The organism is Cohnella massiliensis (assembly GCF_900169535.1).
Classification (GTDB): Bacteria; Bacillota; Bacilli; order Paenibacillales; family Paenibacillaceae; genus Cohnella; species Cohnella algarum.
On the sequence record NZ_LT821259.1, the window covers coordinates 3,090,397 to 3,116,447 of the forward strand.

General features: G+C 60.1%; 20 protein-coding genes and 1 pseudogene. 5 read left to right on the forward strand and 16 right to left on the reverse strand.

The genetic code is table 11. The features are described 5' to 3' along the window. Positions 1–116: 116 nt before the first annotated feature. Entirely contained in the window at positions 117–3,332 is a 3,216-nt protein-coding gene (locus B7E11_RS28185) for a beta-galactosidase (RefSeq protein WP_080840746.1), read from the reverse strand. 171 nt (positions 3,333–3,503) lie between these two features. Between B7E11_RS28185 and B7E11_RS29905 the strand changes: the two genes are divergently transcribed. Then, the gene (locus tag B7E11_RS29905; RefSeq protein WP_176220931.1) at positions 3,504–4,622 is read left to right on the forward strand and encodes a LacI family DNA-binding transcriptional regulator; all 1,119 of its coding nucleotides are present in this window, start codon (positions 3,504–3,506) and stop codon (positions 4,620–4,622) included. Between the two features lie 133 nt (positions 4,623–4,755). After that, positions 4,756–6,312 (forward strand): histidine kinase N-terminal 7TM domain-containing diguanylate cyclase, encoded by a 1,557-nt coding sequence (locus B7E11_RS28195; RefSeq protein ID WP_080840748.1) that lies wholly within the window; start codon positions 4,756–4,758, stop codon positions 6,310–6,312. A 20-nt stretch (positions 6,313–6,332) separates the two neighbouring features. On the opposite strand, the gene B7E11_RS28200 is transcribed toward B7E11_RS28195, so the two are convergent. Continuing rightward, the gene (locus B7E11_RS28200; protein WP_080840749.1) at positions 6,333–8,582 is read right to left on the reverse strand and encodes an FAD-dependent oxidoreductase; all 2,250 of its coding nucleotides are present in this window, start codon (positions 8,580–8,582) and stop codon (positions 6,333–6,335) included. A gap of 139 nt (positions 8,583–8,721) precedes the next feature. Between B7E11_RS28200 and B7E11_RS28205 the strand changes: the two genes are divergently transcribed. Next, positions 8,722–9,507: an AraC family transcriptional regulator gene (locus tag B7E11_RS28205; protein WP_080840750.1), complete on the forward strand. Its 786-nt coding sequence runs from the start codon at positions 8,722–8,724 to the stop codon at positions 9,505–9,507. A 93-nt stretch (positions 9,508–9,600) separates the two neighbouring features. Here the strand turns inward: B7E11_RS28205 and B7E11_RS28210 are convergent, their stop codons facing one another. The 7 genes and pseudogenes from B7E11_RS28210 to B7E11_RS28240 all read right to left on the reverse strand — a co-directional run bounded on the left by B7E11_RS28210 (position 9,601) and on the right by B7E11_RS28240 (position 16,003). Then, the gene (locus B7E11_RS28210) at positions 9,601–10,458 is read right to left on the reverse strand and encodes a helix-turn-helix domain-containing protein (RefSeq protein WP_139787342.1); all 858 of its coding nucleotides are present in this window, start codon (positions 10,456–10,458) and stop codon (positions 9,601–9,603) included. A 91-nt stretch (positions 10,459–10,549) separates the two neighbouring features. Further along, positions 10,550–10,735: pseudogene (locus B7E11_RS30515) on the reverse strand (aldehyde dehydrogenase family protein); the annotation flags it as partial. A gap of 44 nt (positions 10,736–10,779) precedes the next feature. Beyond that, the gene (locus tag B7E11_RS28220; protein WP_080841084.1) at positions 10,780–11,958 is read right to left on the reverse strand and encodes an MFS transporter; all 1,179 of its coding nucleotides are present in this window, start codon (positions 11,956–11,958) and stop codon (positions 10,780–10,782) included. A gap of 18 nt (positions 11,959–11,976) precedes the next feature. Further along, the gene (locus B7E11_RS28225) at positions 11,977–12,519 is read right to left on the reverse strand and encodes a PadR family transcriptional regulator (RefSeq protein WP_080840752.1); all 543 of its coding nucleotides are present in this window, start codon (positions 12,517–12,519) and stop codon (positions 11,977–11,979) included. A gap of 530 nt (positions 12,520–13,049) precedes the next feature. Next, positions 13,050–13,727, reverse strand: a complete 678-nt coding sequence (locus B7E11_RS28230; protein WP_080840753.1) for an isochorismatase family protein — start codon at positions 13,725–13,727, stop codon at positions 13,050–13,052. Positions 13,728–13,825: 98 nt separating this feature from the next. Next, positions 13,826–15,193 carry a uracil-xanthine permease family protein gene (locus tag B7E11_RS28235; protein WP_080840754.1) on the reverse strand — a complete coding sequence of 456 codons (1,368 nt, stop codon included), beginning with the start codon at positions 15,191–15,193 and terminating at the stop codon, positions 13,826–13,828. Between the two features lie 108 nt (positions 15,194–15,301). Further along, positions 15,302–16,003 (reverse strand): FadR/GntR family transcriptional regulator, encoded by a 702-nt coding sequence (locus tag B7E11_RS28240; protein ID WP_240353327.1) that lies wholly within the window; start codon positions 16,001–16,003, stop codon positions 15,302–15,304. A 222-nt stretch (positions 16,004–16,225) separates the two neighbouring features. On the opposite strand from B7E11_RS28240, the gene B7E11_RS28245 reads away from it, so the two are divergent. Continuing rightward, positions 16,226–17,419 (forward strand): MFS transporter, encoded by a 1,194-nt coding sequence (locus B7E11_RS28245; RefSeq protein WP_080840755.1) that lies wholly within the window; start codon positions 16,226–16,228, stop codon positions 17,417–17,419. Between the two features lie 54 nt (positions 17,420–17,473). Here the strand turns inward: B7E11_RS28245 and B7E11_RS28250 are convergent, their stop codons facing one another. From B7E11_RS28250 to B7E11_RS28280, 7 genes are all read right to left on the reverse strand, one after another. Next, entirely contained in the window at positions 17,474–18,619 is a 1,146-nt protein-coding gene (locus B7E11_RS28250; RefSeq protein WP_080840756.1) for a 5-methyltetrahydropteroyltriglutamate--homocysteine S-methyltransferase, read from the reverse strand. Between the two features lie 110 nt (positions 18,620–18,729). After that, on the reverse strand, positions 18,730–19,425 hold the full coding sequence (locus tag B7E11_RS28255; protein ID WP_080840757.1) for an LrgB family protein: 696 nt from the start codon (positions 19,423–19,425) through the stop codon (positions 18,730–18,732). Then, the gene (locus tag B7E11_RS28260; RefSeq protein WP_080840758.1) at positions 19,422–19,778 is read right to left on the reverse strand and encodes a CidA/LrgA family protein; all 357 of its coding nucleotides are present in this window, start codon (positions 19,776–19,778) and stop codon (positions 19,422–19,424) included. Before B7E11_RS28260 ends, B7E11_RS28255 begins: the two co-directional genes overlap by 4 nt. Before the next feature lie 88 nt (positions 19,779–19,866). Then, positions 19,867–20,772: a LysR family transcriptional regulator gene (locus tag B7E11_RS28265; protein WP_080840759.1), complete on the reverse strand. Its 906-nt coding sequence runs from the start codon at positions 20,770–20,772 to the stop codon at positions 19,867–19,869. 31 nt (positions 20,773–20,803) lie between these two features. Continuing rightward, positions 20,804–21,973: an SMP-30/gluconolactonase/LRE family protein gene (locus B7E11_RS28270; RefSeq protein WP_080840760.1), complete on the reverse strand. Its 1,170-nt coding sequence runs from the start codon at positions 21,971–21,973 to the stop codon at positions 20,804–20,806. Between the two features lie 242 nt (positions 21,974–22,215). Beyond that, the gene (locus tag B7E11_RS28275; RefSeq protein WP_080840761.1) at positions 22,216–22,977 is read right to left on the reverse strand and encodes a MerR family transcriptional regulator; all 762 of its coding nucleotides are present in this window, start codon (positions 22,975–22,977) and stop codon (positions 22,216–22,218) included. Between the two features lie 410 nt (positions 22,978–23,387). Continuing rightward, complete coding sequence (locus B7E11_RS28280) at positions 23,388–24,686, reverse strand: IS110 family RNA-guided transposase (protein ID WP_080840762.1); 1,299 nt, start codon at positions 24,684–24,686, stop codon at positions 23,388–23,390. Positions 24,687–24,964: 278 nt separating this feature from the next. Here B7E11_RS28280 and B7E11_RS28285 point away from each other — a divergent pair, with 278 nt between their 5' ends. Further along, positions 24,965–25,957 carry an acrylyl-CoA reductase family protein gene (locus B7E11_RS28285; protein WP_080841087.1) on the forward strand — a complete coding sequence of 331 codons (993 nt, stop codon included), beginning with the start codon at positions 24,965–24,967 and terminating at the stop codon, positions 25,955–25,957. Positions 25,958–26,051 lie beyond the last annotated feature (94 nt).

Consider the following 26,051-nt stretch of genomic DNA (forward strand, 5'->3'; position numbering starts at 1 on the left):
CCGAAAGCAGCGTACCGCTGCCGGCGGGTCGGTGTTTTTTGCGAATCCTGATCGCCGGATCGACGGGGGCGCGCGACGAAGGGGCGAAGCCCGAAACGCTTCGCCCCTTCCCCTTTTTAACCGCCGGCCGAATCCCGGACGGTCTCCCCTCCGCGTGCCGCCGTTCCCTTCGCCGCTACCGCCGTTTCCCCGGGTCGGTACACCGACAGCAGCCGTCCTTCCCGATCCGCCGCGAACAGCACCGACCGTTCGCATTCCAACGTAAACGAATAGACCGTGCCGGTGACGGGATCTTTGACGGAAATATCGGCGTCTTCCCCGAATTCGGAAACGAAGACGAACAAGCTGCCTTCGCTCATCTCGAGCTTGCGGCCGTATACCCCCCGCAAATCCCCGCCGGACAGCCACTCCAGCTCGGGCGCGACGCCTGCGCGCGCCAACGCAAACCGGTACAAGGCGGCCAGCGACGCTTTGTCCTCGTTCAATTCGAGCGGCAGCGGGCACCACAGAAGCGTTCCCTTGCCGTGCGCCGCCTCGACGACCGCGGACGGCCCGCTCCCGGACGCGCCCTCGGCCAGCTGCTTGAAGCTGTCGGCGATGCGCGCGCCCCCGAACGACGCGGGCCAGACCGTCCCGCCGATCGATACCCGCTCTTCCCGCAGCAGGTTGACGACCTCGCCCGCCCCGAGCAGCTCCTTCAGCCGCTCCGCGGGCCGCCAATACGCGTCGAGTCCGACCGGCCCCGTCAACAGCAGGACCCCGCCGACGGACTCGACGTGCGATAACAGCCGCTCCAGCGCTTCGCCGCTGAAATTGTGGGGACTCGGCACGACGATCAGCTTCGGCGGCGCGTCCGCCAGCGCATCCAGATGATACTCGCCGACGCCGCGCGCAGGCACGTTCATCCGATAGGATAGCGTGCGCACGGAACGGGTCGTCGCGTCCCACGCCAGCGGGCGATGGGAGAAGTCGTTCGAATACGGGTACACGATGGCCGTTTCCTCAAGCTTCCGACCGCGGAACAAATCCCGGATGCCGCCGATAAACGCGCCGAAATCGTACGAAACCGCAGCCTCGGGCTTTTCCGTGCCGTCCGCGCGCAGCGCCCCGATATGCGATTCGTTCACGTTATGCATGTAAAAGTTGATGTTCCAAATCCACTGCACCGCGCCGGCCCCGCCCGTCGCGAATGAGTAGGCGTATTTTCGCTCCAGAATGTTTCTCAGCTCAAGCTCGCTTCGCTTCGCGCGCCCGTCCGGCGCCTCCACATACATGATGCCGGTCTCCTGAACGAGCGTCGGCTTGCCGGGGTCCTTGCCGAACACGCCGTCCCAGACGAGGTCGTCCATTTTCCACCACGTATGCACGGTCGTATAGTCGACCGCTTCCGCGTAAAAAAACGGGGACGGCCGCTGGGCGCCCAGCCCTTCGTCCTGGCCGACCGTAACGAGCTGCTTCGGCTGAAAGCTGCGGATCGTGTCCGACAGCTGCCTCGCCCACCGGTTGTGCATCTCCATCGTGAACAGCGCGTAATCGAGCCAGGGCCCCCCTTTTTTCTCCATCGTTTCCGTCGTGCCGAACGGGATATCGCCCGGTTCCGGCGGCAGCGCGGCTTCGAACGAAGGCAGCTCCTCCGGCGTCATGTTCCAGCGCTCCTGGAGCAAGGTGATATCGCCGTGCCGATCGCGAAGCCACCGCGCGAACGCCTCCCGCTCGTACCGGTCTCCAGCCGAACGGGGGCCGTCGAAGATCCGCTTCGGGTCGAACAGGGACGGCTCGTTGATCAAATCCCAATGCACGTGCTTCGATTCGGAATGGCGGGAAACGACCGCCGCGATGAACCGCTTTTGCGCCTCGACGCTGCGAGGGTCGAGATACGGATTCGTTCCCTCCCACATTTCCGGAGTAAACGAGAAGAAGTTGAACGTCACTTCCAGATCGTAGCGCTTGGCCGTCAGCAAAAACGCGTCAATGGCGCGCAGCGTTTCCTCGTACGCATGCCCGTCGACGAACATGAATTGCCGCCAGGCGGACCAAATGCCGGTGCGGATCAGGTTGATGCCCGCCCGTTTCATCCGGGCCATATCCCGTTCCCATACCGCCGCGTTCGGCAAAAACAAATATTTCCGCGCCACGTCGCTCGACATATACGTCATGCCGACGACCGGGAACGGGCGGCCGTCTTTCTCGAAATAATCGCGGCCACAGCGGAGGAACTCCCCTTCCCGCAGCAGCTTTTCGTCCATTCCCCAGAACCCTTGGCGCAGCGTTCGCCGCTCCCCCGTATCGGGCATCGCCATCTCGCATTCGACCAGGTAAAAGCCCGCCTCCACCTCGAAAGGCAGGACGAACCGCTCGAAGCCGAGCTCTCTTCCGGCCGTTACGGCGCGTTCTTCGCTCCAGACCGGATCGAAATCCGATTTCGGATGCCCGACTCGCGTCTCGGGGGCGGCCGCGGCTGACGTTTTCGCTTTCCGGACGCTCAGCCGGGCGCGCCAAGTCTGCGATCGCCCGGACGCCGCGCCCGATTGCCCTTCCGTCCGCGCAAGCCGCTGGATTTGCAGCGTCAGGGCCGCGCGGTCGCCCGGATCGTACGTGGCGAAAGCGGTTTTGAGCCACATTTCGGTAACGCCCGCGGCGACGAAGCTCGCCCATTCGGTTAGAGCCTCGAGTCCGGCAGCGCACCAGAACGCCTCGCGGACCGGCTGCGTAACGAAGATCCAGCGGCCTCCCGCGAATTCGCCTTTCGTATGCTCCAGAAGCACTGCCGGCGCCGCCAGCTCCCGTTCGGGAACGCCGCCGACGCCCGTCAGCAGCGGATAAATGTGGGCGTCCATCGGACCGGACGTTCCGAGCTCGTCCGGCTTGTCGTCGGCCCACGTGGCATGAAGGACGAGGCCGCGGGCGGCTTCGACCGTGAACAGCGATTCCTGCCGGAAAAGCGGAAGATCCGGGTTGTGCGCAAGCCGGGAGATCGGCGCGGGATCGATGTGCAGCGCCTCGTGAATGTGCAGCTGCCGGTGATACGCGGTTTGTTCGGGTTCGGCCAACCAGCCGCTGCCGTCGGGCCTGACGGGGATCCGGAACGGCGCGCCTCCGATCGAAACGAGGCCTTTGCCGGAGCGGACATGCCGCAAGACGGACGGCCACGCCTCCTTCGGGAAATGCGAACCGTGCAAATGGACGAAAACATCGGCCTCGGCGAGCGCTTCGCCCAAACCGGCCGCGCCCGCGATGACGAACGAACGGCCTAATGAAGCCAGCGTTTCCTCATCGGGACGGGTTCCCTCGTACGGAAAATCCGGATCGTAGAAAACGACGATTTTGCTCATAGTTCCTCCTTGAATCGGACATTGGATTTGATATAATTTTTGTTAGGTTTGTTAGGCTCTTAACCTCAAATCACGGACAATGTAAGCCGTTTCTCCGAGGATGTCAACAGGAGATTTTCCGTTTTTCGGCATTATGAATAATGCCGGCTTTAGCCGAAGGAGATGTTCGCTTTGCGCAAAGTTTCGATGCAGACGATCGCCGACCGGCTCGGCGTATCGAAATATACCGTGTCCCAGGCGCTGTCGGGGAAACCGGGAATCGGCGAAGAAACGCGACTTCGGGTGCTGGAGATGGCGGAAACGCTGGGCTACCGAAGCAAGCCCGTTCGCGCGGGGGCGCAGGCTTCGCCGCTTCCCTTCGCGCCCGTGCCGTCACGCCGAACGCTGCCGTCCCCCGGCGACACGCTGCCGTCCGGCGACACGCCGTTGTTCGCCGACACGCCGATACTGGCCGGCAAACCGTCTTTGGCCGAACCGGCCGCGCCCGTTATCGCGATCGAAGTCAGGCCGGAATACCGCGAAGAACCGGATTTTTGGAAAAGGGTGCTGGAGGGCATCGGAGCGGCATGCCGGGAGGCGGGATTCGGCATGCGATTCGCGGACGATCCGGGCGGGCGGCCGGAGACGGCGGCGGGCGTCATCGTTATGGGTTCCGTCCCGCGGCAGCGTCTGCTTGCCCTGAACCGGCTGAAAGCGCCTGTCGTCGTGATCGATCACGACGATCCGCTCGTGCGCGCGGATACCGTATGGAACGACAATCTGGAGGCGGCGCGGCTCGCGTGCAGCCATCTGCTTTCGCAAGGCTGCCGAAAGTTGGCGTTCGTCGGCCGGGACCGGTTCGCCGTCAGCTTCAAGGAGCGGTGGTGGGGCTGCAAGCTGACGGCGGACGAATGGAAGAAGACGCGCCCGGAGACCGGATGCGTCCTGCGAAAATGGACGGTGCCGTACGGGTCCGGCGACTTCGCCCAGCATCTCCGGCGGCGCGTAATCGAAGCCGGAGACGAGGGAGTCCCGGACGGATTCGTTTGCGCCAACGACCGCATCGCCATGGCGCTCGCCGAGACGCTGGAAGAGGCCGGCATCGGCGTACCGCATCCGTGCCGCATCGTCGGCATCGACAATATCGAGCCGTCGGCAGCCGCGCGTCCGCCGCTGACGACCGTCCACCTTGCCAAGGAGCAGCTCGGGGCGCGGGCGGTGCATGCATTGCTCCGTCGCCTTGCGCAGCCGCATGCGCTTCGCGAGAAAATCGTGCTCTCGGCCGAACTGATCGTGCGCCAATCCGGGTAACGGCGAGCCTAATTGCGGCCTTGCCGTCCTCCGCGGCGGGACTTTCGACTTAAAAAAATGATTTCTAACCCGCTCCGCTTCTAGTAATATTAGAGAGGAAGTCGACGTTTTTTGACAGCGGGGAACGGAATCGATGGAATCGCAAATTACCATCTTTATCACGCTGGCCGCAACTTCGGGAGTGCTCAGCGTTTTTCTTGGCCTGTACGCCTTTCTCAAGCGGAAAAGCGTTCCTAGCGCAAGCCTGTTCGTGCTCTACAATGCGGCGCTTGCCATTTATATTTTCGGTTACGCGTTCGAGCTCGCCAGCGACACGCTGGCGGAAATCAAGCGCTGGATCGTCGTGGAATATGTCGGGATGCCGTTTTCCGTCGTGCTCGGCCTGCTTCTCGTTATGCGCTACACGGGCCGGACCGTTGCCCGCAAAGCGGCCGCCGCGATGTTCGTCATCCCCGCCATTACGCTCGCGATGGTGGCGACGAACGACTTCCATCACTTGTTTTACCAGTCGATTTATTTGCGGGAATCTTCCCCGAAGCCGCTCGTGGACATCGTCGTCGGAGAGTGGTTCATCGTTCACGGCGCCTATACGTTCGGCTGCCTGCTTGCCGGCTTCGTCCTGCTGCTCCGGCGATGGAAACAGACGAAAAAAACGTACAGGCTGCAGCTTGCCGTCCTGATCCTTTCGCAGATCGTCCCCATTTTGGCGGCTTTTCTTTATTTAATGGGCGTGACGCCGCAAGGAATGGACCCGGTGCCCGTCGTGCTGTGCCTGACCTCCGCCATGTACATCTGGGCGATCGTCACCAGCCGCATGCTGACGATCGTGCCGATTGCCAAGGACAGCATCTTCGAAAGCATGAAGGAAGGCGTCATCGTCCTTGACGCGGCCGGACGGATCGTCGACTTCAACCGCGCGCTGGGCGAAATGCTGCCCGCGTTCGGCAGCCGCGTCATCGGCAAAACGCTGGACGAAGCCTGGATCGGAATGACGGGAACCGCCTTTCCCGCCGTCCGCAGCCTGGACGGAGCGGAAGAAGAGCTTCAGTGGACGAACGGAGGGCGCGCGGCGACCTATCTCGTCCGTTCCTCGACGGTGACGAGCAAAAGAGGCGACTCGCTCGGCACGCTGCTCATGCTGATCGACGTGACGGAGCAGAAGCGGCTGGAGGACCGGCTCCGGCAGCTTGCGTATTATGACGGCCTGACGCAGTTGCTGAACCGCACGCAATTTCTGCTCCGGGGCAAAAAGATGCTGGAGGAAGCCCAATCTTCAGGCTCCCCCTTCTCGCTCGTGTTGTTCGACATCGATCATTTCAAGCGGATCAATGACACGTACGGACACGAAACCGGGGATCGGGCGCTCGTATTCGCCGTGTCCGCGATCCGCCGGCTGCTCTCGCCGGACATGCTGTTCGCCCGCTACGGCGGCGAGGAATTCGCCATCTGCCTTCCCCGAACCGGCATCGAGGCTGCGGCCGCCCTCGCGGATCGGCTGCGGATCGCCCTAAGCAGCGAGCCGCTGGAAACGCAAAACGCCCGCGTCCGCATCACCGCCAGCTTCGGCGTCGCCCAAATCGCGGACGGCGCCGACACGCTGGAATCGCTGCTGCGCGACGCGGACGCCGCTCTATACGAATCGAAACGGAACGGGCGGAACGCGGTCAGCCTGCGTGCCGAAACCGTATAGCCGCCAAGCTCCCGAACGCCTCAATCGCCATAGACCCTTATTTCGACGAGCTCCGCACGCGGGCCGCCGTTCGTCTCCTCGACGACGAGGCGCAGGCGGTCGGCCGCGACGGCTTGATCCAGCCTGTGCACGCGCTTGCGCTTCCGGTTGCCGGATGCTTCGGCGATCGTTCTCCAGCCCGCGCCGTCGGGAACCTCCAGCCGATACCGGCGCGCCAGCTCGGGGATGATCGGGAACGGCGTTTCGTGGTGGTGAAGATTGATCAAGTCCTCGTTGACGTCGTCGTTGAACGTCAAATGGATTTCCGCCGCATGAACGGGCGACTCCCAGGCCAGTTCGAGCCATTCGGCGCGTCCTTCGGCCAGCGGCTCGGACACCCACATGTGCGGGCCGCCGTAAGGACGGGCGAAGCCGTCGATCGCCTTGTCCGGGCCGTACGCGCCGGAATCGGCGGCGAAGCAGAACGGGCGCCTTGCTCGCCCCCGCATCGACCATTCGATCACCGGCTGATCCGGCTGGTGATCCTCCAGATCGGAGGAGACGACCGGCTTCGCCCCCCTTTCGAACGCGAGCACGCCGGTTACCGGTTCGAGCGAATCGAACAGGCGGACGCGCCCGTTGGCGCGGACGATCAGGAACGCGTTGGCGGGCGATTCGAACGCGCCGCCCGAAAGCGGCAGCGTTACCCAGGCGCGCTCGCCCGCGGCTACCTTCACCTCGCACTCCTCCCGCTTCGTCTTCGGCACGTAGTTTTCCGGCCTGCCCGTATCCCACAGCTCCGCCCGCAGCACGGTGTCCTCGTCCGCCTCCGCGAGCAGCTCGAGCTTGCCGATCGGCCCGTCGACCGGAAACAGAATGCCGACGTCCGCTGCAAGCGGATAGGCGGTTTCGGCCCGATCGACCCGGATGCGCGTCATCGCGCTCGAAGCGCTGACGGAAGCCCTCCGCGCAAGATCGGCCTCGTCCTCGTTGCGGAGGCCGATAATCGAGGCGTCGCTTTTCAGCATCGTCTGCTGCAGCTCCCGCATGTGCCGCTCCCGCAGCTCGCGCGGCGTGACGCCTTTGCCGACGCACAGCGCGGCGCCGGCGCCGGCCGCTTCGCCCATTACCGCGCACGTCGCCATCACCCGCGTCGTGCCGAACGCGACGTGAGAAGCGCTGACGTTCCTCCCCGCGAACAGCAGATTTTCGACGTTTCGCGAATAGAGCGAGCCGAACGGAATGTGATAAATGCCATCCGCGTGCAGATGCTTCGATCCGCTCTCCGTCGCGTACATTCCTTGCGGCGGATGCAGGTCGATCGACCAGCCCCCGAACGCGATGCGATCGTCGAACGGCCGCTGCGCGAGAATGTCGTTCTGGTTCAGCACGTAGTCCCCGACGAAGCGGCGGTATTCGCGCTTGCCCGGCAGCGAGCCGACCCATTCGAGCGTCATCGTTTCGGCGTCGAATTTTCCGGAATTTTTGATGTAATCCCAAATGCCGTAAATGACCGACCACAGCTCGTCGCGGATGCGCTCGTTTTCATGAACGGTATCGAGCTCCCCGCCCCATTCGATCCACCAGTAATGGCAGCCGTTGTCTCCGCTGCGGATGACGCGCTTCAACGGAATCGACGTCGTCGCGATATCTTTCGCGAACGACGGCGGGACATAGCGGACCGGCTTGCCCGTATCCTTCGTATAAAACAGAAGCGTGCTGCCGAGCGTAATGTCGTCCGCGACTTCCGGCGCCCACTCCTCGCCGTACTCGCTGCGGGCTTCGCGGCCGAGCCGGAACTCCGCTCCGGCCAAAAACCCGACAAGCCCGTCGCCGGTGCAATCGAGAAACATCCGGCTCTCGAACCGGATGCGCCGCTCGGAGCCCATCATCCAGCCCGTTACGGACCGGATGACGCGCTGGCCCTCCTCTTCCCCCGCCTCCGCTTCATGAACGTCGGTATTGAGAAACAACCGGATGTTCGGTTCGGCTTTTACCGCTTCCAGAACGACAAGATCCCAGAAATACGGATTTCCCTCCGGATTCCGGTACTGATTTTCGACGAACAGCTCGCCCATGATTCCCGTTTCCCTGGCGTACCGGTTCGTGCCGTGAGCCGTGGCGCCGCATACCCACACCCTCACCTCGCTGCTGGAGTTGCCTCCGAGCACCGGCCGGTTTTGCACGAGCGCTACCGTTCTCCCCTGTCTCGCCGCGGCGATGGCCGCGCAGACGCCCGCCAATCCGCCTCCGACAACCGTAATGTCCGATTGCACGATTTCATGTTTCATGTCGCCGGTTCCTCCTGGTCGCATGATCGAATCATGTTAATTTGTATCCTTTTTTTCAATCATAAAACGACCGCTTATCAAAAAGAATGCATTCCATTACAATAGAGCATATCTCTTATTTCAAAAGGAGAGCTGCCGGATGGCCGCGTTCGAATTGCTTCATCACATCTACTGGCGCCGCAAGCCGAAGTTCGACCTGTCGCGGGACCGGTACGATTATTGGACGATCTTTGCCGTGACGGAAGGGACGTTTCGCTATCGGATCGGCGAGGAGACCGGGGAAGCCGGATTCGGGGATTTGATCGCGTGTCCGCCTGGTGAATGGTTTGGGCGCGAGACGTTGTCGCCGCTTTCTTTCCACGTGTTTCATTTTCATCTTTCCTCCGCGGAGGGCGGAGCGGGCGCCCGGCTCGGCGTTCGCCTGACGATCGGCGATACCGAAAGGCTCGCGTCGGACTATCGGTATTTGGAGCTGGCTTACGGGCAAACCGGCGAAGAGACAAGAAGCAGGGCGGCGCATTTGTTCAACGATCTGCTGATGCTGCGCGAAACGGAGCGGCTGACGGCGGACGATCGGCCGCCCGGCGCGGAACCGATCGATCCGTTGATGGCGAAAGCGAAGCGGCTGCTCGACAGCAGCTGGCAGACGGGGGAAATGCAGGCGATGGGCCAAATCGCCGGATCGCTCGGGTTGACGCCGGTTCAATTGACGAGGCGGTTTCAGCGGGCTTACGGTCTTCTCCCCTCGGACTACGTCAAAGAGCAGCGGCTGCGGCTTGCCTGCTGCCTGCTGAAGGAAACGACGCTCAGCCTGGACCGGATTGCCGAACGGTGCGGGTACGAGACGGGCCCGTACTTGAGCCGCGTCTTCCTGTCGGCGTTCGGCATCCGCCCCTCCGAATATCGAAGATCGCATCGGATTTGACTCCGGCTCCGCAATCGAAAAGAATCGCAGGCTTAAGGTGTTGCGCCGCATGACGACGGTCGGTCAGCCCCGGACAGCGTTGCGTTCTTCCGTTTAGCGGGCCGCCTGCTCCGCCCGATGAAGGAAGCGCTTCATCAACAGCGGCAGGGAAATCAGGATCGGCGGATCGTCCAGACGCGGGGGATACAACCGCACCTCCAGGTTGTGGAAGGGCGAGCAAGGCCCGACGACGATCGGCTGCCGGGAGCGGGTGCGCAACGTGGCCTGCGGCAGCAGCATGTCGTTGGCTTGCATGCTCCAGGAAACCGACGTCGCCATTAAGTAATACGTGCCCGGTTCGACGTTCTCAAAGCGGAACGTGGCCGGGGACGGCAGCCTCGTAAGCGTACCGTGCAGCGGAATGCCTTCGGGAATCGGCTTTGCGAACAGTCCGATCAGCACGACCCCCTCGAACGGCGCTTCCGCCGTTATCGTTCCTTCGACTTGACCGCAGCCGGCCGGCAAGCGGGACACCCCGAACGAAGGCTCCTGCCGTCGAAAGTCCCCCGGATCCCCAAAATTCCGCAAATCCCGCAGCTCCAGCAAGTGGCGGTTCGCCTGGTGGGCCGAGTTCCGGAAATCCGCAGGCGTAACGCCGATTCGTTCGGTGAACCGGGTCGTGAACGTGCCCAGGCTGTTTTGCCCGATTTCCATCGCGATATCCCGCACTTTCATATTCGTGTGCAGCAGCAGTTCCTTCGCCTTCTGCAAGCGGAGGGCGGAGACATAGTATTGCGGCGAGAGACCGATCCTTTCCTTGAAGACGCGGGTAAAATGGTACGGGCTGTAGGCGGCGTAGCGAGCCAGCCTGTCCAACGTGAGCGGCTCGTCCAAATGGCGGTGAATGTAAGCGACGACCTCGTCGATTTCCGGATAGCGTTCGATCGGCAACGCACCTTCCTTCGGCAGCATTTCGCATTGAATGCAAATCATGCATGTTATAAGAACAAGTGTTCGCAATCAATATACCATACATCGGTCCATCTGGAAAGGCTTTGCGGGATCGATTCCGGTTAAAAACGACGAGCTTCGTCTCCAGCATTTCCTCGACCGCATAACGAATTCCCTCGCGGCCGATGCCGCTTTGCTTGACTCCGCCGTACGGCAAATGGTCGACGCGGAACATCGGAATGCCATTGATCGGCACGCCTCCGACATGAAGCCGGTCCGCCGCGTCGAGCGGAACGTGTCTCCCCGTAAATCCGTTTTGCCTCTGTTCGAATGCGCCTTCGATTATAGCACTTTGCCGGCCGGTTCCCGCAAGGCGTCCTCCGCCCTGCGCCGCTGCAGCGGCCGTTTCGCAAAAACGCCGAACATGACGGCGGCCAAACCCGTCGACCCGGCGCATACGGCAAACAAAACCTCGTACCCGGCAAGCTGCGACACAAGACCGAGAACGATGGAGCCGAGCCCGATCCCCAAGTCGAACGCGGTAAAAAAAGTCGCGTTGGCGGCTCCCAGCCGCTGCGGATTCGCTAGCCGCAAGTTCGCCGCCTGCAGCGCCGAATGGGCCGAGCCGAAACCGACGGCATAGAGCACGGCCGAGACGATGACGCCCGGCAGACCGCTCGCGAAGCTAAGATTAAGCAGAGCCAGCGCCGTAATCGCGAGCGCGGGAAGGATGACGGCCGCTTCGCCGCGCGAATCGGACAGTTTGCCGACCACGGGACGGGTCAAAGCCAACGCGATCGCGTACACGAGGAAAAACGTGCCGGAGTTGACGCCGATCGTTTCGGAAAAGAGCGGAAGAAAAGTGGTGATCCCCCCGTACGACACAGTCAGAAAAAAGACGGCGGCCGCTACGGGCAAAACCGACTTTTCCGCGACGACCATTTTGCGGTTCCCCGCGGCGGGCCGGAACGGAATGCGCACGGCAAAGGCGAGCAGGAGGGCGACGGCCGCGAATCCCGCCGCGAACCGAAACAGCTCGGAAAAGGAAAGGCTCTCCACGATCGACAGACCGATGAGCGGCCCGACCGCCATCGCCGCGGTCATCGCCATTCCGAACCAGCCCATGCCCTCGCCGCGGCGGGCGGGAGGAACGATGTCCGTAATGGACGTCGAGACGGCCGTCGTGGAAAACGCCCAGCTCGCCCCGTGCAAAAAACGCAGGACCACGAGCATGAAAATGCCGCCGATCCAGTCGTACAAGCACATAAACAAAATGAAAAAGGCAAGGCCCCACAGCATAAACGGCCTTCTCCCGAACCGGTCCATCAGCCCGCCGGCGAACGGGCGAAACAGGACGGCGGCCAGCGTAAACGCGCCGGTCGCGAGTCCGATCTGCGATTCGCTGCCTCCCAGCTCCTGCAAATAAAGCGGCAGCGTCGGCAGCAAAAAGTAAAACCCCGTGAACAAAAACAGCATGGCCGCGCTCAAGCCGACAAACGATTTCGTCCATAGACGTTCCATCCGATTCCCTCCCCGCATTCAATCATCCTCCGCTTGAATCCGCTCCAACTCCGCCGTCACCCAACGGATTTCAGCCAATCCGACATGCTTCCGGTAATCGAAGCTCCGCAGCATTTGGAAGCGGATCGGTTCGGGGACCGGCTTTTTGGCGATGACCTTTTCTTCGGCTTGAACGTATTCGAGGTTGTCGTCCAAATATTGCAGGTACTGCTCGAGACAGGCGATGCGGACTCCCTTGGAGACGAAGGGGAAGCAAGCCATCTTGAACCGGAACGTCAGCTCGATGTCCATGTCGTACTCGAGCGGCTTCGCCATTCGCTCCATGAACCGTTCTCGTCCCGACGCCGTCAGGCCGTAGATTTTGCGGGGACGTCCCCCCTCCTGCTCCTCTTCGATCCGCAGGCGGATCCAGCCCTGGTCCGCCATTCGCCCCAGCAGGGGGTACAGCGTTCCCGAGCTGATCCGGCGAAACGGCCCGATCGCCCGCTTCAAGCTTTCCTGAAGCAAATAACCGTGCTTGTCTCCCGTCATCAACTGGCCCAACACAAACAATTCGTACATGAAGCGGCCTCCGCATGAAAATATGTCGATTCGATACTTAATGTATATCGAATCGACATATATTGCAACCATGATTTGTAAAAATATTCGTTGCCGGCGCTTCCGGCGTCGTCGGAAGGCTGTTGCTGCGAGGTTCGGCGAAGCTTGATTGGAAATTATCCAATCAAAATCGGCTTTTTCACGAATCCTTTCGGCTTCATTGGATTTTGTCCAATCTGGCGAGGCATTTTTGGCGATTTCGTTCAATTTCTAAGTTCCTCGTTGGATTAAATCCACTCTAGGCAACGATTTCCCCGTTTTCCGCTCCCATGATTGGACAAAATCCAGCGTAGGAATACATTCACTTTTAAACACCGAACGGTTCCAGAAAAAAACTCGGCGACCTTTCCCCGGTTGAATGCCGGGAATCGATCGCCGCCTAATCCAAACGTCTTTTTTACCTGTCTGCTTGACGGGGCTATGCCCGTTCCGTCCGCCGGCGACCGCTTTTTCACGGCAAACCTTCGCCCCTACTGCGGTTTCCGATTCCGTTACGCTTGCCGCCCTGCAGCCGAGGACATGGCGGCCGATTTGGCTTCGATCTCCGCGACAATGTCGGCGGTCGGCGAGACCTGGCCGAATTCGTACGCGATGACGGTCAGCGTCACGCGCTGAATTTCTTCGGCGGATAGTTCCCCCCACCCCATGTCCGGGTAATCCATCGGCGCGTTCGCGTCGCTGAGAAAGATGACCTTGTACTCGCGGTGGGCGCCGTCCCTGACCGTCGTTTCGCAGCAAACGTTGGTCACCGTGCCGCAAATGATAATCGTATTGACGTCATGCACCCGAAGAATCGTGTCCAGATCCGTATCGTGAAACCCGCTGTAAAACAGCTTGTCGACGATAATGTCCTGCGGCTCCGGCGCCAACTCGTCGATAATTTCCACGCCGTGCGTCCCCCGCTTCAAGATTTCGTCCGTGTTCGGGTACATGTCCTTCATCCTGCCGCTGTCGCTGCCGTCCCCGCGCACGATATGGCGAAGGTAAATGACGGGCATCCCGGCGCTTCTCGCCGTCGTCGTCAATCGCTTGACGTTGCCGATAATCCCCTCGGCCCGCGGAACGTAAAGCGCCCCGTCCGGTTTGCAAAACACGTTTTGCATATCGACGACGATGACGGCCGTCCTTTTCGGGTCGATATCCCACTTCACTTTGTTTTTGATGCTCATGTCAACCAGCTCCCATATATGATGATATAAAAGATTTGCGATCGCTATTCGCCCATCATCCGGCTATCAACCCTCAATACCGGCCGCCAGTCGTCCGCTCAAGCTTCCGCCGCCGGGGCCGGGCCTTGCGCGTCCCGAGCTCGGCGTTCGAGTCTCGGCCGGATCCAGATGTTGACGACCGTGTTCAGCACGATCAGCATAACGACGCCGACCAGCATCGGCTGCGTGACGATGCTCTGAATTGCCAGCGGCAAATCGGCGGTCAATTCCTCGGGCAAGTACATCGTGCCGAGCGAAATGATGAACGAGGAGCCCGCCACGACCAGATTCAGCTCGTCCCATACGACTTTGCTCACCATTTGAATGCCGCTGATGGCGATAATCCCGAATAACACCGTGGACGCCGCCGACAAAACCGGGCTTGGCAGCGAGGCGATAAACAGCCCGACCTTCGGAATGAGTCCCAGGATGACCGCCATAATGCCCGCCGTCATCGTGACGAACCGGCTGCCGATTCCGGACACGCGCACGATGCCGATGTTCTCGGGATAGGATGTCGTGCCGAGTCCTCCGAATACGGCGCCCAGCGTACAGCCGAAAAATTCGCCGAACAGGCCGCGATTGACGCGTTCGGCATCGAGCTTTTGCTTGCCCCATTTCGTCAGCAGCGTGTACATGCCGACCGCTTCAGCGGAAGCCTGCAAAAACGCGAGCAGCATCAAAATGACGACCGGAACGGAAACGCCGAAGCCGAACGGGAAAATTTCCGGCAGACTGATCCATCGGGCCGAAGCCACCGCGGAAAAGTCCGAACTGCCGAATATGAGGTAAAATACCGTTCCAAGCGCGATCCCCCAGAGCAGGGCGCCGCGCCGGAGAATCGTTTTTCCGCCGAACACCATCAGCGCGAGCACGCAAACGACCGTTACGATGGATGCGGCGAAATTGATGCCGACGTCGGCGCTGCCGAACCAGTTTTTCAGCCCGATGTCGGCCAACTGCGCCCCGATAATGACGAGCAGCGTCCCGTAAACGATCGGGGGAGAAATGAATTTGTTCACATGGCCGATCAGGCCGAACTTGCGAATCGGAATGGACAGAAGCATAAAGATCAAGCCGGCGACGGCCATCGAGCCGAAAGCCGTGCCCAGCCCCACGCTTGCGCCGGCGGACATAACGGCAACGAAAAAAGCCGCCGTCGGCCCCTGAACGACCGGAAGCTTCAGCATCCTCCCGGATTGCAAAATCGTGACGATGCCCGTGGTCAGGAAGCACGCCTGAATCATATAGCCGATCGTACCCGTGTCGAGCCCCATCGCTTGGCCGATCAGGACCGGAAACAGGAAAATGCCCGTCAACGCCAGCAAATGCTGAAATCCGTAGGTCAGATTGGCGCCAAGCGACAGCTTTTCTTCGATACCCACCTGCAGCGCCTGTTCGTCCGGGCGGTCGTGATCGTGGTTCATGAAAGGTCACTCCTTTTGTTAAGGTCGTTTGCAAAGCAAAACCAGAAAATTCAGCATATCATCAGATGTTTGACCCGTAGAAAGGATAGATCATCTGATGTTTGCGATTTAAAGAAAAGACGGGTTTCGCATGACCGCGTCCAGGTTCCGGATTGCGCCGTTTTTCGCAGCGTCGCCGTCCCCCGCTGCAATGGCCGCGTATATTTCTTCGTGGTAAGCCGTGTTGTCTTCGTATCGCCGCGTATCCAAAATCAGCTGGCTCAGCATTTCCTTCAGGCTTTCGGCGATCGCTTTGTACATTTCCGCCAAAACTTCGTTATGCGCCGCTTGGGAGACGGCCATGTGGAAGGCGATATCCGCCTCGACGTACTCCGCGTACTGTCCTTTTTCCAGCGCGACGTTTCGCCGGTCCAGGCATGACCGCATGAACGCGAGATCCTCTTCCGTCCTCCGAATCGCCGCCAGGCCCGAGATTTCGATTTCCAAAATCCGGCGAACCTCCAGGATTTGCGCGTAGTTTCCGGGAACGAGCGTTTGTCTCACGTTGATCAGGGACGGAGCGGAGGCGCGAATATAAGTCCCGTCGCCCTGCCGAACCTCGAGCACTCCCGCATGCATAAGAATTTTGACCGCTTCGCGCACCGTCGATCTTCCGACGGCCAGCAGCTTCATCAGTTCGGGTTCGGGCGGAAGCTTATCGCCGCTCTTGTACCGGCCGGAATGGATAATCGATTGCAGTTGATCCAATACTTCGTCGACCAGCTTTCTCCGGGGAATGGCTTTAAAACCTGCAGGAGCCGTTATCGTCAACACCGCCTTATGTCAGATTTCGTTTCTCGCAAGACAATCGAGTCATTTTTTATTACATGGATCACATTATAGAAGCGGTTTTTCGAAAATACAAGCACTTTTTTCGGACGGTATGTAACTATACCTGACGAATTTGAGTTAAAAACTTGACGAATTCATAGCCAAAAGAGTATCGTTATCCTCATCAAACATCTGATGATCATCTGTTTAGAAGGAGCTATCATGAAACGTTTTGCCAACCCGCCCTGGGTTCACGCTCGTTACGGGCTCATTCGCGCTTTATTGTTCGGATCCGCGCTGTCGATTCTTTCATCCTTGTATATGACCGTCCCGCTTGTTCCCGTATTTGCGCAACAGTTTAACGTCTCCCCGGACAAGGCCTCCCTGGCCGGAAGCGCCTTTTCGCTTTTTTTTGCCGCGGGCTGCCTGATTTACGGGCCGATTTCGGATCGCCTCGGGCGAAAACGGGTCATCGTCGCCGGGCTTTCCGTCCTTGCGCTGGCCACGCTGGGCGGCGCTTTCGTTACCGGATTCGGGGGGCTGATTTTTTTCCGGTGCCTGCAAGGCGCCGCGGCGGCCGCGTTTTCTCCCGTCGCGCTTACGTACGCGGGCGAAGTTTTTCCGCCCGACAAACGCATTACCGCGATCGGCTTTATCAGTTCGGGGTTTCTGATGGCGGGGATATTCGGCCAGGTGTGGGCGAGCTCGCTAGTGGAGCTGTGGAGCTGGCGCGGCGTATTCGGCGCCCTTTCGGCCGTTTATTTGTTCGCCGCGCTTCTGCTCGTCGTATGGCTGCCTCCCGCGCCCGCGCAGGCGAACGCGGCCAAACGCAAACCGGACGGCTCTTCCTTAAAAACCGTCCTGGCCAATCCGGACTTGCGGCTGTGCTACGGCATCGCCGTGCTGCTGCTTCTGTGCTTCGTTGGCATGTACAGCGCGCTCGGCTCTTTTCTCCGGGAGCCGCCTTTTTCGCTTGGCGATCGTCAAATCCTCGGCGTCCGTTCCGTCGGCATCGCCGGCATGGCGCTTTCTTTTTTCGCGGGGCGAATGTGCGGACGATGGGGCACGCTGCCGGTGCTCCGAACGGGACTGCTGCTGGCGGTCGCGGGTATGCTGACGATGGGCTTCGCGAAGGATTTGTATGCCTACGTCGCGATGAGCGTCGTTTTCGTGTCGGGCATCGCGGTCGTCGTCCCCTCCCTCATCTCCCTGGTCGGGGAAATCGGCGGCCGGAACCGGGCGACGGCCACTTCCTTGTACACCTTCGTCTTGTTCGTCGGCGCCAGCATCGGCCCGGTTTTGACGGCCGCCCTGCTCGAAACGGGGCCCGAATTTCTGCCCTTTCTCGCATTTGCAGGCCTTCTTGCGCTGGGGCTCGCCGCTTCCTTTTTCATTCGAATGACGCGGAAATCTTGAAAAACGAAAGCCCGGCGGCGAAGAGGCATCCCCCTTCGTCGCCGGGCTTTCGCGTCAGGACCGCGACCAGATTTCGTCCGCGATTTCCTTGATGAAGCGCAGCTTTCGCCACTGCTGCTCTTCCGTCAAAACATTCCCTTCCTCGGTGGAAGCGAACCCGCACTGCGGGCTTAAGCAAATGCGATCGAGGTCCACGTATTTCGTCGCTTCCCGAATCCGGCCGACGATGGCCTCCTTGTCCTCCAGTTCTCCGAACTTGGACGAATGCAGGCCGAGCACGACCTGGCGGTCTTCCTTGACGAACCGCAGAGGCGCAAAGTCTCCGGCGCGGTCCGTATCGAATTCCAGGTAGTACGCGCTAACGCCGTCGATGCCGAACAGCGTTTCCGCGATCGGCTCATAGCCGCCCGAGGAAGCCCAGGTCGAGTGGTAATTGCCGCGGCATACGTGCGTCGCGACGATCAGGTCGGCGGGCAGCCCGGCGACCGCTTCGCGGTTGACGCGGGCGAACAGCTCTGCGACGTCCGCGGGGTCGATTCCCTGCCGCCGAAGCCCATCCCGGTAGCCTTGATCGACCAGCATCCCCCACGTGCAGTCGTCCAGCTGCAGGCTGCGGCAGCCGGCTTCGTAGAAGGCCAAAATCGCCGCCTTGTACGCTTTGGCGATATCGGAGACCAGCTCTCCCGCATCGCCGTAAATCGCCTCCGTGCTCGCTTGGTTTTCCGGACGCTGCAGCTCCGCCAGAAGCTGCGCGGGCGCCGGAATGGTCTGCCGCGCAACGACATCCTCACCGGCAATCTCCTTCAAAAACTTGAAATGGCCGACGAAGGAGTGGCGGGTAAATCCGATTTTGCCGTTCAGCCGCGCGGTTTCGGCCCTCGTCTCCGCCCCTAGGAACGGGTAACCTTTATCGGCGACCGCCTTCTCCACCCCGTCAAGCTCCCACATAAAATCGAGGTGCCACCAAGACCGTCTGAACTCGCCGTCCGTGACGGCCCGCAGCCCGGCCTCCTTCTGCTTTCCGACCAGCCTGGCGATTTCCCGGTCTTCGACCGCTTTCAATTCGGCGGACGAGATTTCGCCGTCCCGAAACTTTCTGCGCGCTTCCTTCAGCGCCTCCGGCCGAAGAAAACTGCCTACGATATCATGGCGGAAAGGCGTTTCCGTTCTTGGCTTGGCTTGTTCGAACGTCGTGCTCATGCGATCTTCTCCTTTAGCGATTTCGTCGTTTCGTTTCGCTAAAGGAAAGATATCACATCCGTCCGGCTATCAAGTAACTCCAAAATGCTATAGCCGGATATAGCTTTTGGCTATACCCGGTCAAGCCACCATACGATCGGAATATACAGCAGGCCGGTAACGATTCCGTTCATCGCCATCGCGAACCCGCTGTAGCTGCCCTGGGCCTCGGACTGGCGGAGCAGCCTGGACGTGCCGATGCCGTGTGCCGCCGTCCCGATCGCGACGCCGATCGGCAGGTCGCCGCGAATCCGCAGCAGCCGGAGCAAGGAAATGCCCATCATGCTGCCGGCCAGCCCCGTCAACACGGTCAACGTCGCGCTGAGCTCCGGCGATCCGCCGGTCAGCCTTGCCAGCTCGAGCGCGATCGGGGAGCTGACCGATTTCGGCATGGCGGACAAGATCGTCTCGCGGGAGGCGCCGAGCGCCCACAGCAATCCCCCCGTCGAGACGATCGACACCAGCGCTCCGGCCGTAATGCCGCCCAGCACCGCGACCCATTCCGCCCGGATGCGCTTCCGGTATTTGTATAGCGGCACGCCCAGGGCAACCGTGGCGGGACCGAGGAAAAACGTAACGATTTCTCCGCCCGCTTCGTAAACCTCGTACGGGATGTCCGTCAGCACGAGAAACAAGATGATGCCGCCGGAGCTGACGAACAGCGGATGAAGCCACGCGAACCGTTTGCCCGCGATCAAGCTAAGGCTGTAAAAAACGACGCTGAGCGCGACGCCGAACAGCGGCTGCCCGAGCCACTCCGGCCTCATGAAGCGGCCTCCTCCCGGTCCGCCTTTTTGCGCAGCCGCGCCGTCGCGAAGCCGGCAACGGCGATGACGACGGCGGGACCGAGCAGCACGCTTGCCGCGATCGGAAGCAGCTCCTTGCCCAGCAGCGGCAGCAGCGCCATGGCGCTGACGATAAACGGAATAAAAAACAGCATCATATGCTTCGTCAAAAATTCCGCGGCAGCCTCGACCCATTCGAGTTTGACGAGCTTCGCGTAAAGCGCCAGCGTAAACAAAATAAGGCCGATCAAGTTGGCCGGCATCGGTATGTCCAGCCCTTCTTTCAGTCCCAGGCCAATCAAATTAAAGAGCAGCAATATCCCAAATCCGAGCAAGCCATCGTCCCCTTTTCGCGGCAAGATTAACGACCGTCGATTTCATCATACCGGGGAACGTTCTGTTTTAACAGCTTTTACCTTGTTATCAGACCGCGGAAACGGCACGCCGCAATTCTTCCACGTAAGCCGAAGCCAGCCTGGAAAGCGCGACGCTGCGGTGGGAGATCCAGCCCACGTTGATCGTTTCGTCGCAATCGAGCGGTACCGGAATGATTTCGTTTCCGTTCAGGTCCGCGCTGAGCACGCCCGTCGAAATCGTGTACCCGTTCAGGCCGATAAGCAAATTGAATAGCGTCGCCCGGTCGCTGACCCGAATGCTTTTCGGATGGACCAGCGTGCTCAATATTTCCTCGGAAAAGTGAAACGAATTGTACTCTCCCTGCTCGAAGGAAAGATAAGGGTAATCCTTCAACTGGTCGATCGTGACGACGGACTGCTTCGCGAGCGGGTTGCGGATGCTGATAAAAATATGGGGCCTGGCCGCAAACAAGGCGGTAAATTGCAATCCGGCGTCCTTCAGCAGTCTCCGGATCACCTTTTCGTTAAACTCGTTCATGTACAAAATGCCGATTTCGCTGCGCATCGTTTTGACGTCCCGAATGATTTCATGCGTTTTCGTTTCGCGCAGCGCCAGCTCGTATTCATCCAGCCCGTACGTTTGAACGAGTCGGACGAACGCGTTGACCGCGAACGCATAATGCTGGGTCGATACCGAAAAATGCTGCGGCGACGGCTTGGCGTTCAAATACCGGCCCTCAAGCAGCTCCGCCTGCTCGATCACCTGCCTGGCGTAGCCGAGAAATTCGGCTCCGTCCTTGGATAGGACGATTCCTTTGTTCGTCCGCTCGAAAATCGAAATGCCCAATTCGTTCTCCAGCTCCCGGATTGCATTGGACAAGCTCGGCTGCGAAATAAAAAGGCGTTTGGCCGCCTCGTTCATGGAACCGCGGTTGGCGACCTCGATCACGTATTTTAACTGTTGCAGCGTCATGTTATCTCTCCCTCCGACGTCGAGATCCCTCTCAGCCGAACGAAAACGGCTTCCTGCCGCGTATGCCGAGCCGGCTCGAATCCAGGCGAAACAGCGCCCCCGCCAGCGGAAAAGCGGCGCGCGCCTCGCGGCTCATGCCCTCGCAGGCGCTTGTAATATACAGCGTGCCGTAATCGTCGCCGCCGAAGACGCAGCTCGACGGCTGCGGCGCGGGCAGGCGAATTTCGGCAAGCAGGCTGCCGTCGGCCGGATTCCAGCGGGCCACCCGCGAGCCGCCCCACTGCGCCGCCCACAGCATGCCGTCCCGGTCGACGGTCATGCCGTCGAAGACGCCTCCCGCCTCGTCTTCAAGCCGGACGATGATCCGCTCCGCGCCGAGCGAGCCGGATTGCGAATCGAAGGCAAACGCGCGGATCTCCCGGATCGCGGAATCGACATAATGCATCTCGCTCCCGTCCGGGCTCCAGTCCAGGCCGTTGGAGCAGCCGATGCCCCCGATTTTTTCTTCCCAGGCCAGCGCCTTGTCGATCCGGTACAGGCACCCGTCCGTTCCGCCGTTCATATCCATCGTGCCGATCCAGATGCCGCCGTCCGGCCCGACTTTGCCGTCGTTAAACCGGACGTGGGCGGGAATCCGCTCCAGCCGCAGGATCTCCCCGAAGCTCTCGCCTTCGCCGCTCCAATCGTACAGACTATGATAGGCCGCGGCGATCCATCTCCCGTTCGCGCAAGGAAGAAGCGCGCTTATTTTCTCCGGAGCCCGAATCGTTTCCGTCCTGCCGGATTCCGGACAAAAGGCGTGAATGCTCGCTTGCCTAATATCCACCCAAAGCAGCCTTCCGGCGCGCTCGTCCCAAATCGGGCCCTCGCCGATATCCGATAGGGGGACCGGGAGGGCAACGGGGGTTGCGGAAATCGGCGCCGAGTTTAATGTGTCGGATCCGATCGGAGTCGGGCTTGCATTCGGAACCGGATTCGATGCGGCGTTTGGGGTTTCGTTTTGAGCCGCATCAGGGCTTGCGCCGCGTTTCCGCATTCGGATCACCTCACCTTTTTTCCAAGATACAAGGCTCTTTCGATGGGCGAGCTTGACTTGACTTGTGTCCATCATAGCATATCCGGAGCCCGGCGTGCCGGCTCGGCGCCGTCCGAGGCAGCGGAGCGGACGATTGCGGCTGGCTCGGCGCAGGCGGCGAGGCATTTTTGCCGTTCCCGCTGCACGCGATGACCAACTCCGGCTTCAATTCCGCGATCAGGCGAAGCGCCTCTTCCCCGTTCTCCGCTTCTCGGCGCACTTCGTATCCGTGCCGCTCCCCAACGATCAGGTTCCGCAGGTGAAGAACTTCGACTTTCCGATATGCCAAAAAAATCCCCTTCATCCGAAGCCGGACTGCCTCGGACGAAGGGGGCGCGTCGCGCGTAAACCGCCTTTTTCGTTAACGATTACCCGGCCCGCCCCGGATCCGCCGCGAACGATTCGGCGGCTGCCGCAAGGAAATAAGCAAGACCGGTTTGCTGGTCCTCCAGCATCCGAAGATGAAAATCGTCGCCGAGGAAAAATCGCGTCTGATCGGCGAAATCCGCGGCGGATACCTGGCGGCCGCGTTCGTTCATGAACGAGATATGGTCGCGGATCAGCCGGCGGACTTTTCCGTCGTCTCGCTTCAGTCCCGTTCGCAAAGCTTCTGCCATCCCGCCCATGAAGGCGGCGGCCTCTTCGGCCTGCTCGTTCATGTTCGCGACTTCCGCAGCGGCGACCTTGGGCACCTCCGCCCCGTACGTCTCCTTCAGGTAAACGTTGTGCTCGCTCATCGCGTCGTTCCATTGTTCCTCGTTTTCGAATCCTCTGAACATGTCGCGCTTGTCCATCTCTTCTCCTTTCTCCATGCTTTCCATGGACTTCGTTAAAGTTTGAATGACGGCGTCCAGTCTCGCCTTGCGGGCGAGCAGCAGCCTTTGCTGCTGCGACAACAGAGCGGGCCGATCCGGCTCCCCGTCCAGCAGCCGTTTGATCTTCTCCAGCGAAAAATCCAGTTCCCGGTAAAACAAAATGTGCTGCAGCCGCTTCAGCTCTTCCGCTCCGTATAGCCGATAGCCGGCATCGCTGATCTCGCGGGGCGGGAGAAGCCCGATTTTGTGATAATGATGCAGCGCTTTGATCGTGACGCCGGACAAGGACGATACCTCTTTGACCGTATAGAGCATGCGATTTTCCTCCCTCAATAAATTAATCTTTTCTCCGTTTTTCTCGCATTTTCTCAGGATTTCAACTTTGACATCCGAGGCTCCCTTGGATAAGATTTGACGCGGAGCGAATATTTGGGATCGACCTGTTGGCGGGAATAGAGGTGGGGACCACCCCGCTTTTTGAAAGCCGTATGGTCGCATATGGATCTCCACATGTGCCCTTGCGGTTTACCCTCCCATATCTCCCTGGGTCGTTGCCCTTACATTCCTTCGTTCTACCTCTCAAGGGGTGGAGGCCAGGTTAGCTCCTTTACGGGGTCGTTGCCCTAATGGAATCGATTACTCCCAGCCTATCCGTGCTTCGTTTGTCAAAGATCAACATGTGTGTAAGCGATGAAACCAAAGTGAGTTATCCATCTGTGAATGAATTAAGCTGCCGCTTGCAATTGAGCCTCCCGATGGGGGCCGAGTACTTTGCTGACGTCATAGTTCTTCTGTTTACGGCCTAGCTCAAACATGACTCGAATGAGCTTGCTCGAAATCGCAATCATCGACTGCTTTTTTTTCAGCGGATTATCCAGGCGAGTCGTGAAGTACAGGTGCAGTGCGCGGAACTCCGGATTTTTGGCAACCAAGGTCCATGCCGCTCGGTACAGCAAAGCCCGGAGACGACAACGACCTCGCTTGCTGATGGTCGTTTCCCCTTTGTGAAGCCCGGAGCTGTTTTCTCGCAGGCTGAGACCGGCGTGACGAACGATTTGCCTGCTGTGATCGTAGCCGCTCAAGTCTCCGACTTCCGCCAGGAATCCTGCCACAGTGATGAGGCCGATACACGGAATGCTCATCATGTGGGTGGCGCCCGGAATCTGTTCCACCAGATCCGCCACATGCTCCATCAGTTGTTCGATCTGCCTGCACAGCATGGCGTACTGTTCCAAATACATGGCTAGCTCATGTTTGGCCGCCGTAGCGCCTTCCGTGAGGCCGATGGACGTTTGGGCTTTCCGGTAGAGCAGTCCCGCTCTCTTGGGGCCCACAGCTCGTTTCACATCGTTCTTCTTCCAAGTCGCCACGACTGTCGTTTCGCCGGCGGAGACGACGTCTTGTGGCAGCGGAAAGTGTTGCAACGTAATGAGCGAGGCCTTGCCTTCCCAGTCTTTAAACACTTGCCTATATTCGGGAAAGAAGCGATCCAGCCAATTGTGGATTCTTCCTTTCACCCGATTCAAATCCCCGCATAGACGGTCACGCTGGTTCATCAGTACACGCAGGTCGGCGTAAACACCCTCCGGCAGCTGCGGCTGTGTATAGCGTCCGTCGATGACGAGTTTGGCGACGACCTTCGCATCTTTGATGTCGTTCTTGGTCGGCGAGTTGTCGTCGAGTTCCTTGCTTTTCTTGACGTGATGCGGATTCACGAGCACCACTTCGATGCTGCGCTGCTTCAGGAAGTGAAACAGCGGGAACCAGTAGTGCCCGGTGGGCTCTACGCCAAGTAGTACGTCCGTCAGTCCATGTTCTTGCTGGATGGATTCGGCCCAGGCCAACAAGTCCAGTAGGCCATTCTCGTCGTTCTGGAACAGGCAACGCTTACCGAGCTCAATGCCACGGTAGGTGAAGGCCCGAGCGACATGGTTGTGCTTCGCGATATCCGTCCCGATGACCAATGTTGTTTCAGAAATTCTCGAAATCCGTTGATTTTGCTTGCTCGATTGGTTAAACTTCATAGTGAGCGTCCTCCTCTTAATTAGGGCAGTGAATGTGCACCATTCCGAGACCCAGCATACAGGAGGCGCTTTTTGTTTTGCAAACCGCATTTTAATTCATTACAGGAATGGCTCCTTTCTTGATTTAGCATAAAGCCTCCCCCAAGAGGAGAGTCAACGATCGAAAATAATGCCGCTTGCCGCCCAAGAGCCGGCTTCAGCCGAGCGAAGTTGACCCGGCGGACGATCTGGCGTATAAAGAGGTCAACAAACTTTTTGTCGAACAGGAGGGTACGCCCGTGTCCGAATCGTTTCAGGCGCTTGTCGTCGACAACGCCGGGGAATTCGCCGTTGCCGTGAAGCGGCTGGAGCTCGATCGCCTGCCGGCGGGAGACGTTCTCGTCAAAGTCGCTTATTCCAGCGTCAACTATAAGGACGGACTCGCCTGCCGTCCGGACGGGAACATCGTCAAAACGTATCCGCACGTTCCGGGAATCGACCTGGCGGGAACCGTCGTCGCGTCGTCCGACGGCCGCTTTGCCGTGGGGCAGCAGGTGCTGGCTACCGGATACGGAATCGGCGTCTCCCATTACGGAGGGTATGCCGAATATGCGCGCCTGCCTTCGGACTGGGTCGTGCCGCTGCCGGACGGGCTGTCGCCGAAAGAGGCGATGATTTACGGAACCGCGGGCTTTACCGCCGCGCTGTCGATCGAAAGGCTGGAGGAAAACGGAATGTCGCCCGAAAAGGGGAAGGTGCTCGTCACGGGGGCAACCGGAGGCGTCGGTAGCGTCGCCGTCGCCATGCTGGCGAAGAAGGGATATTCCGTCGCCGCAAGCACGGGAAAACCCGCCGCGGCCGACTACTTGCTGGCGCTCGGCGCCGACGAGATCGTCTCCCGCCAAGAGGTCGCGGACGGCGCCGGCAAGCCGCTGAACAAGCAGGCTTGGCAAGCCGCCGTCGATCCGGTAGGCGGCGCTTCGCTTGCCGCGACGCTAAGCAAAATCGCCTACGGCGGCTCCGTCGCGGTCAGCGGCCTGACCGGGGGAACCGCCGTTCCGACGACGGTGATGCCGTTCATTTTGCGCGGCGTCAATCTGCTCGGCATCGATTCCGTGTTTTGTCCGGCCGATCGCAGGCGGAAGCTGTGGAACCGGATGGCCGAAGATTTGAAGCCCGCAAAGCTTGAAGCCCTGCTGGAACGCGAGATTTCTCTGCATGAGCTGCCCGGGGCGCTGACCGATATCCTCGATTCGAAAATGACGGGCCGCGCGCTCGTGCGCCTGCCTTAAGCCGGTCAGACCGGAACCTTTTCCGGCGGCTTGGGGACGACCCATTCTCTTTTCGTACAGCGAAAACAGGCGGACCGCCGTGTTTTCCCATAAA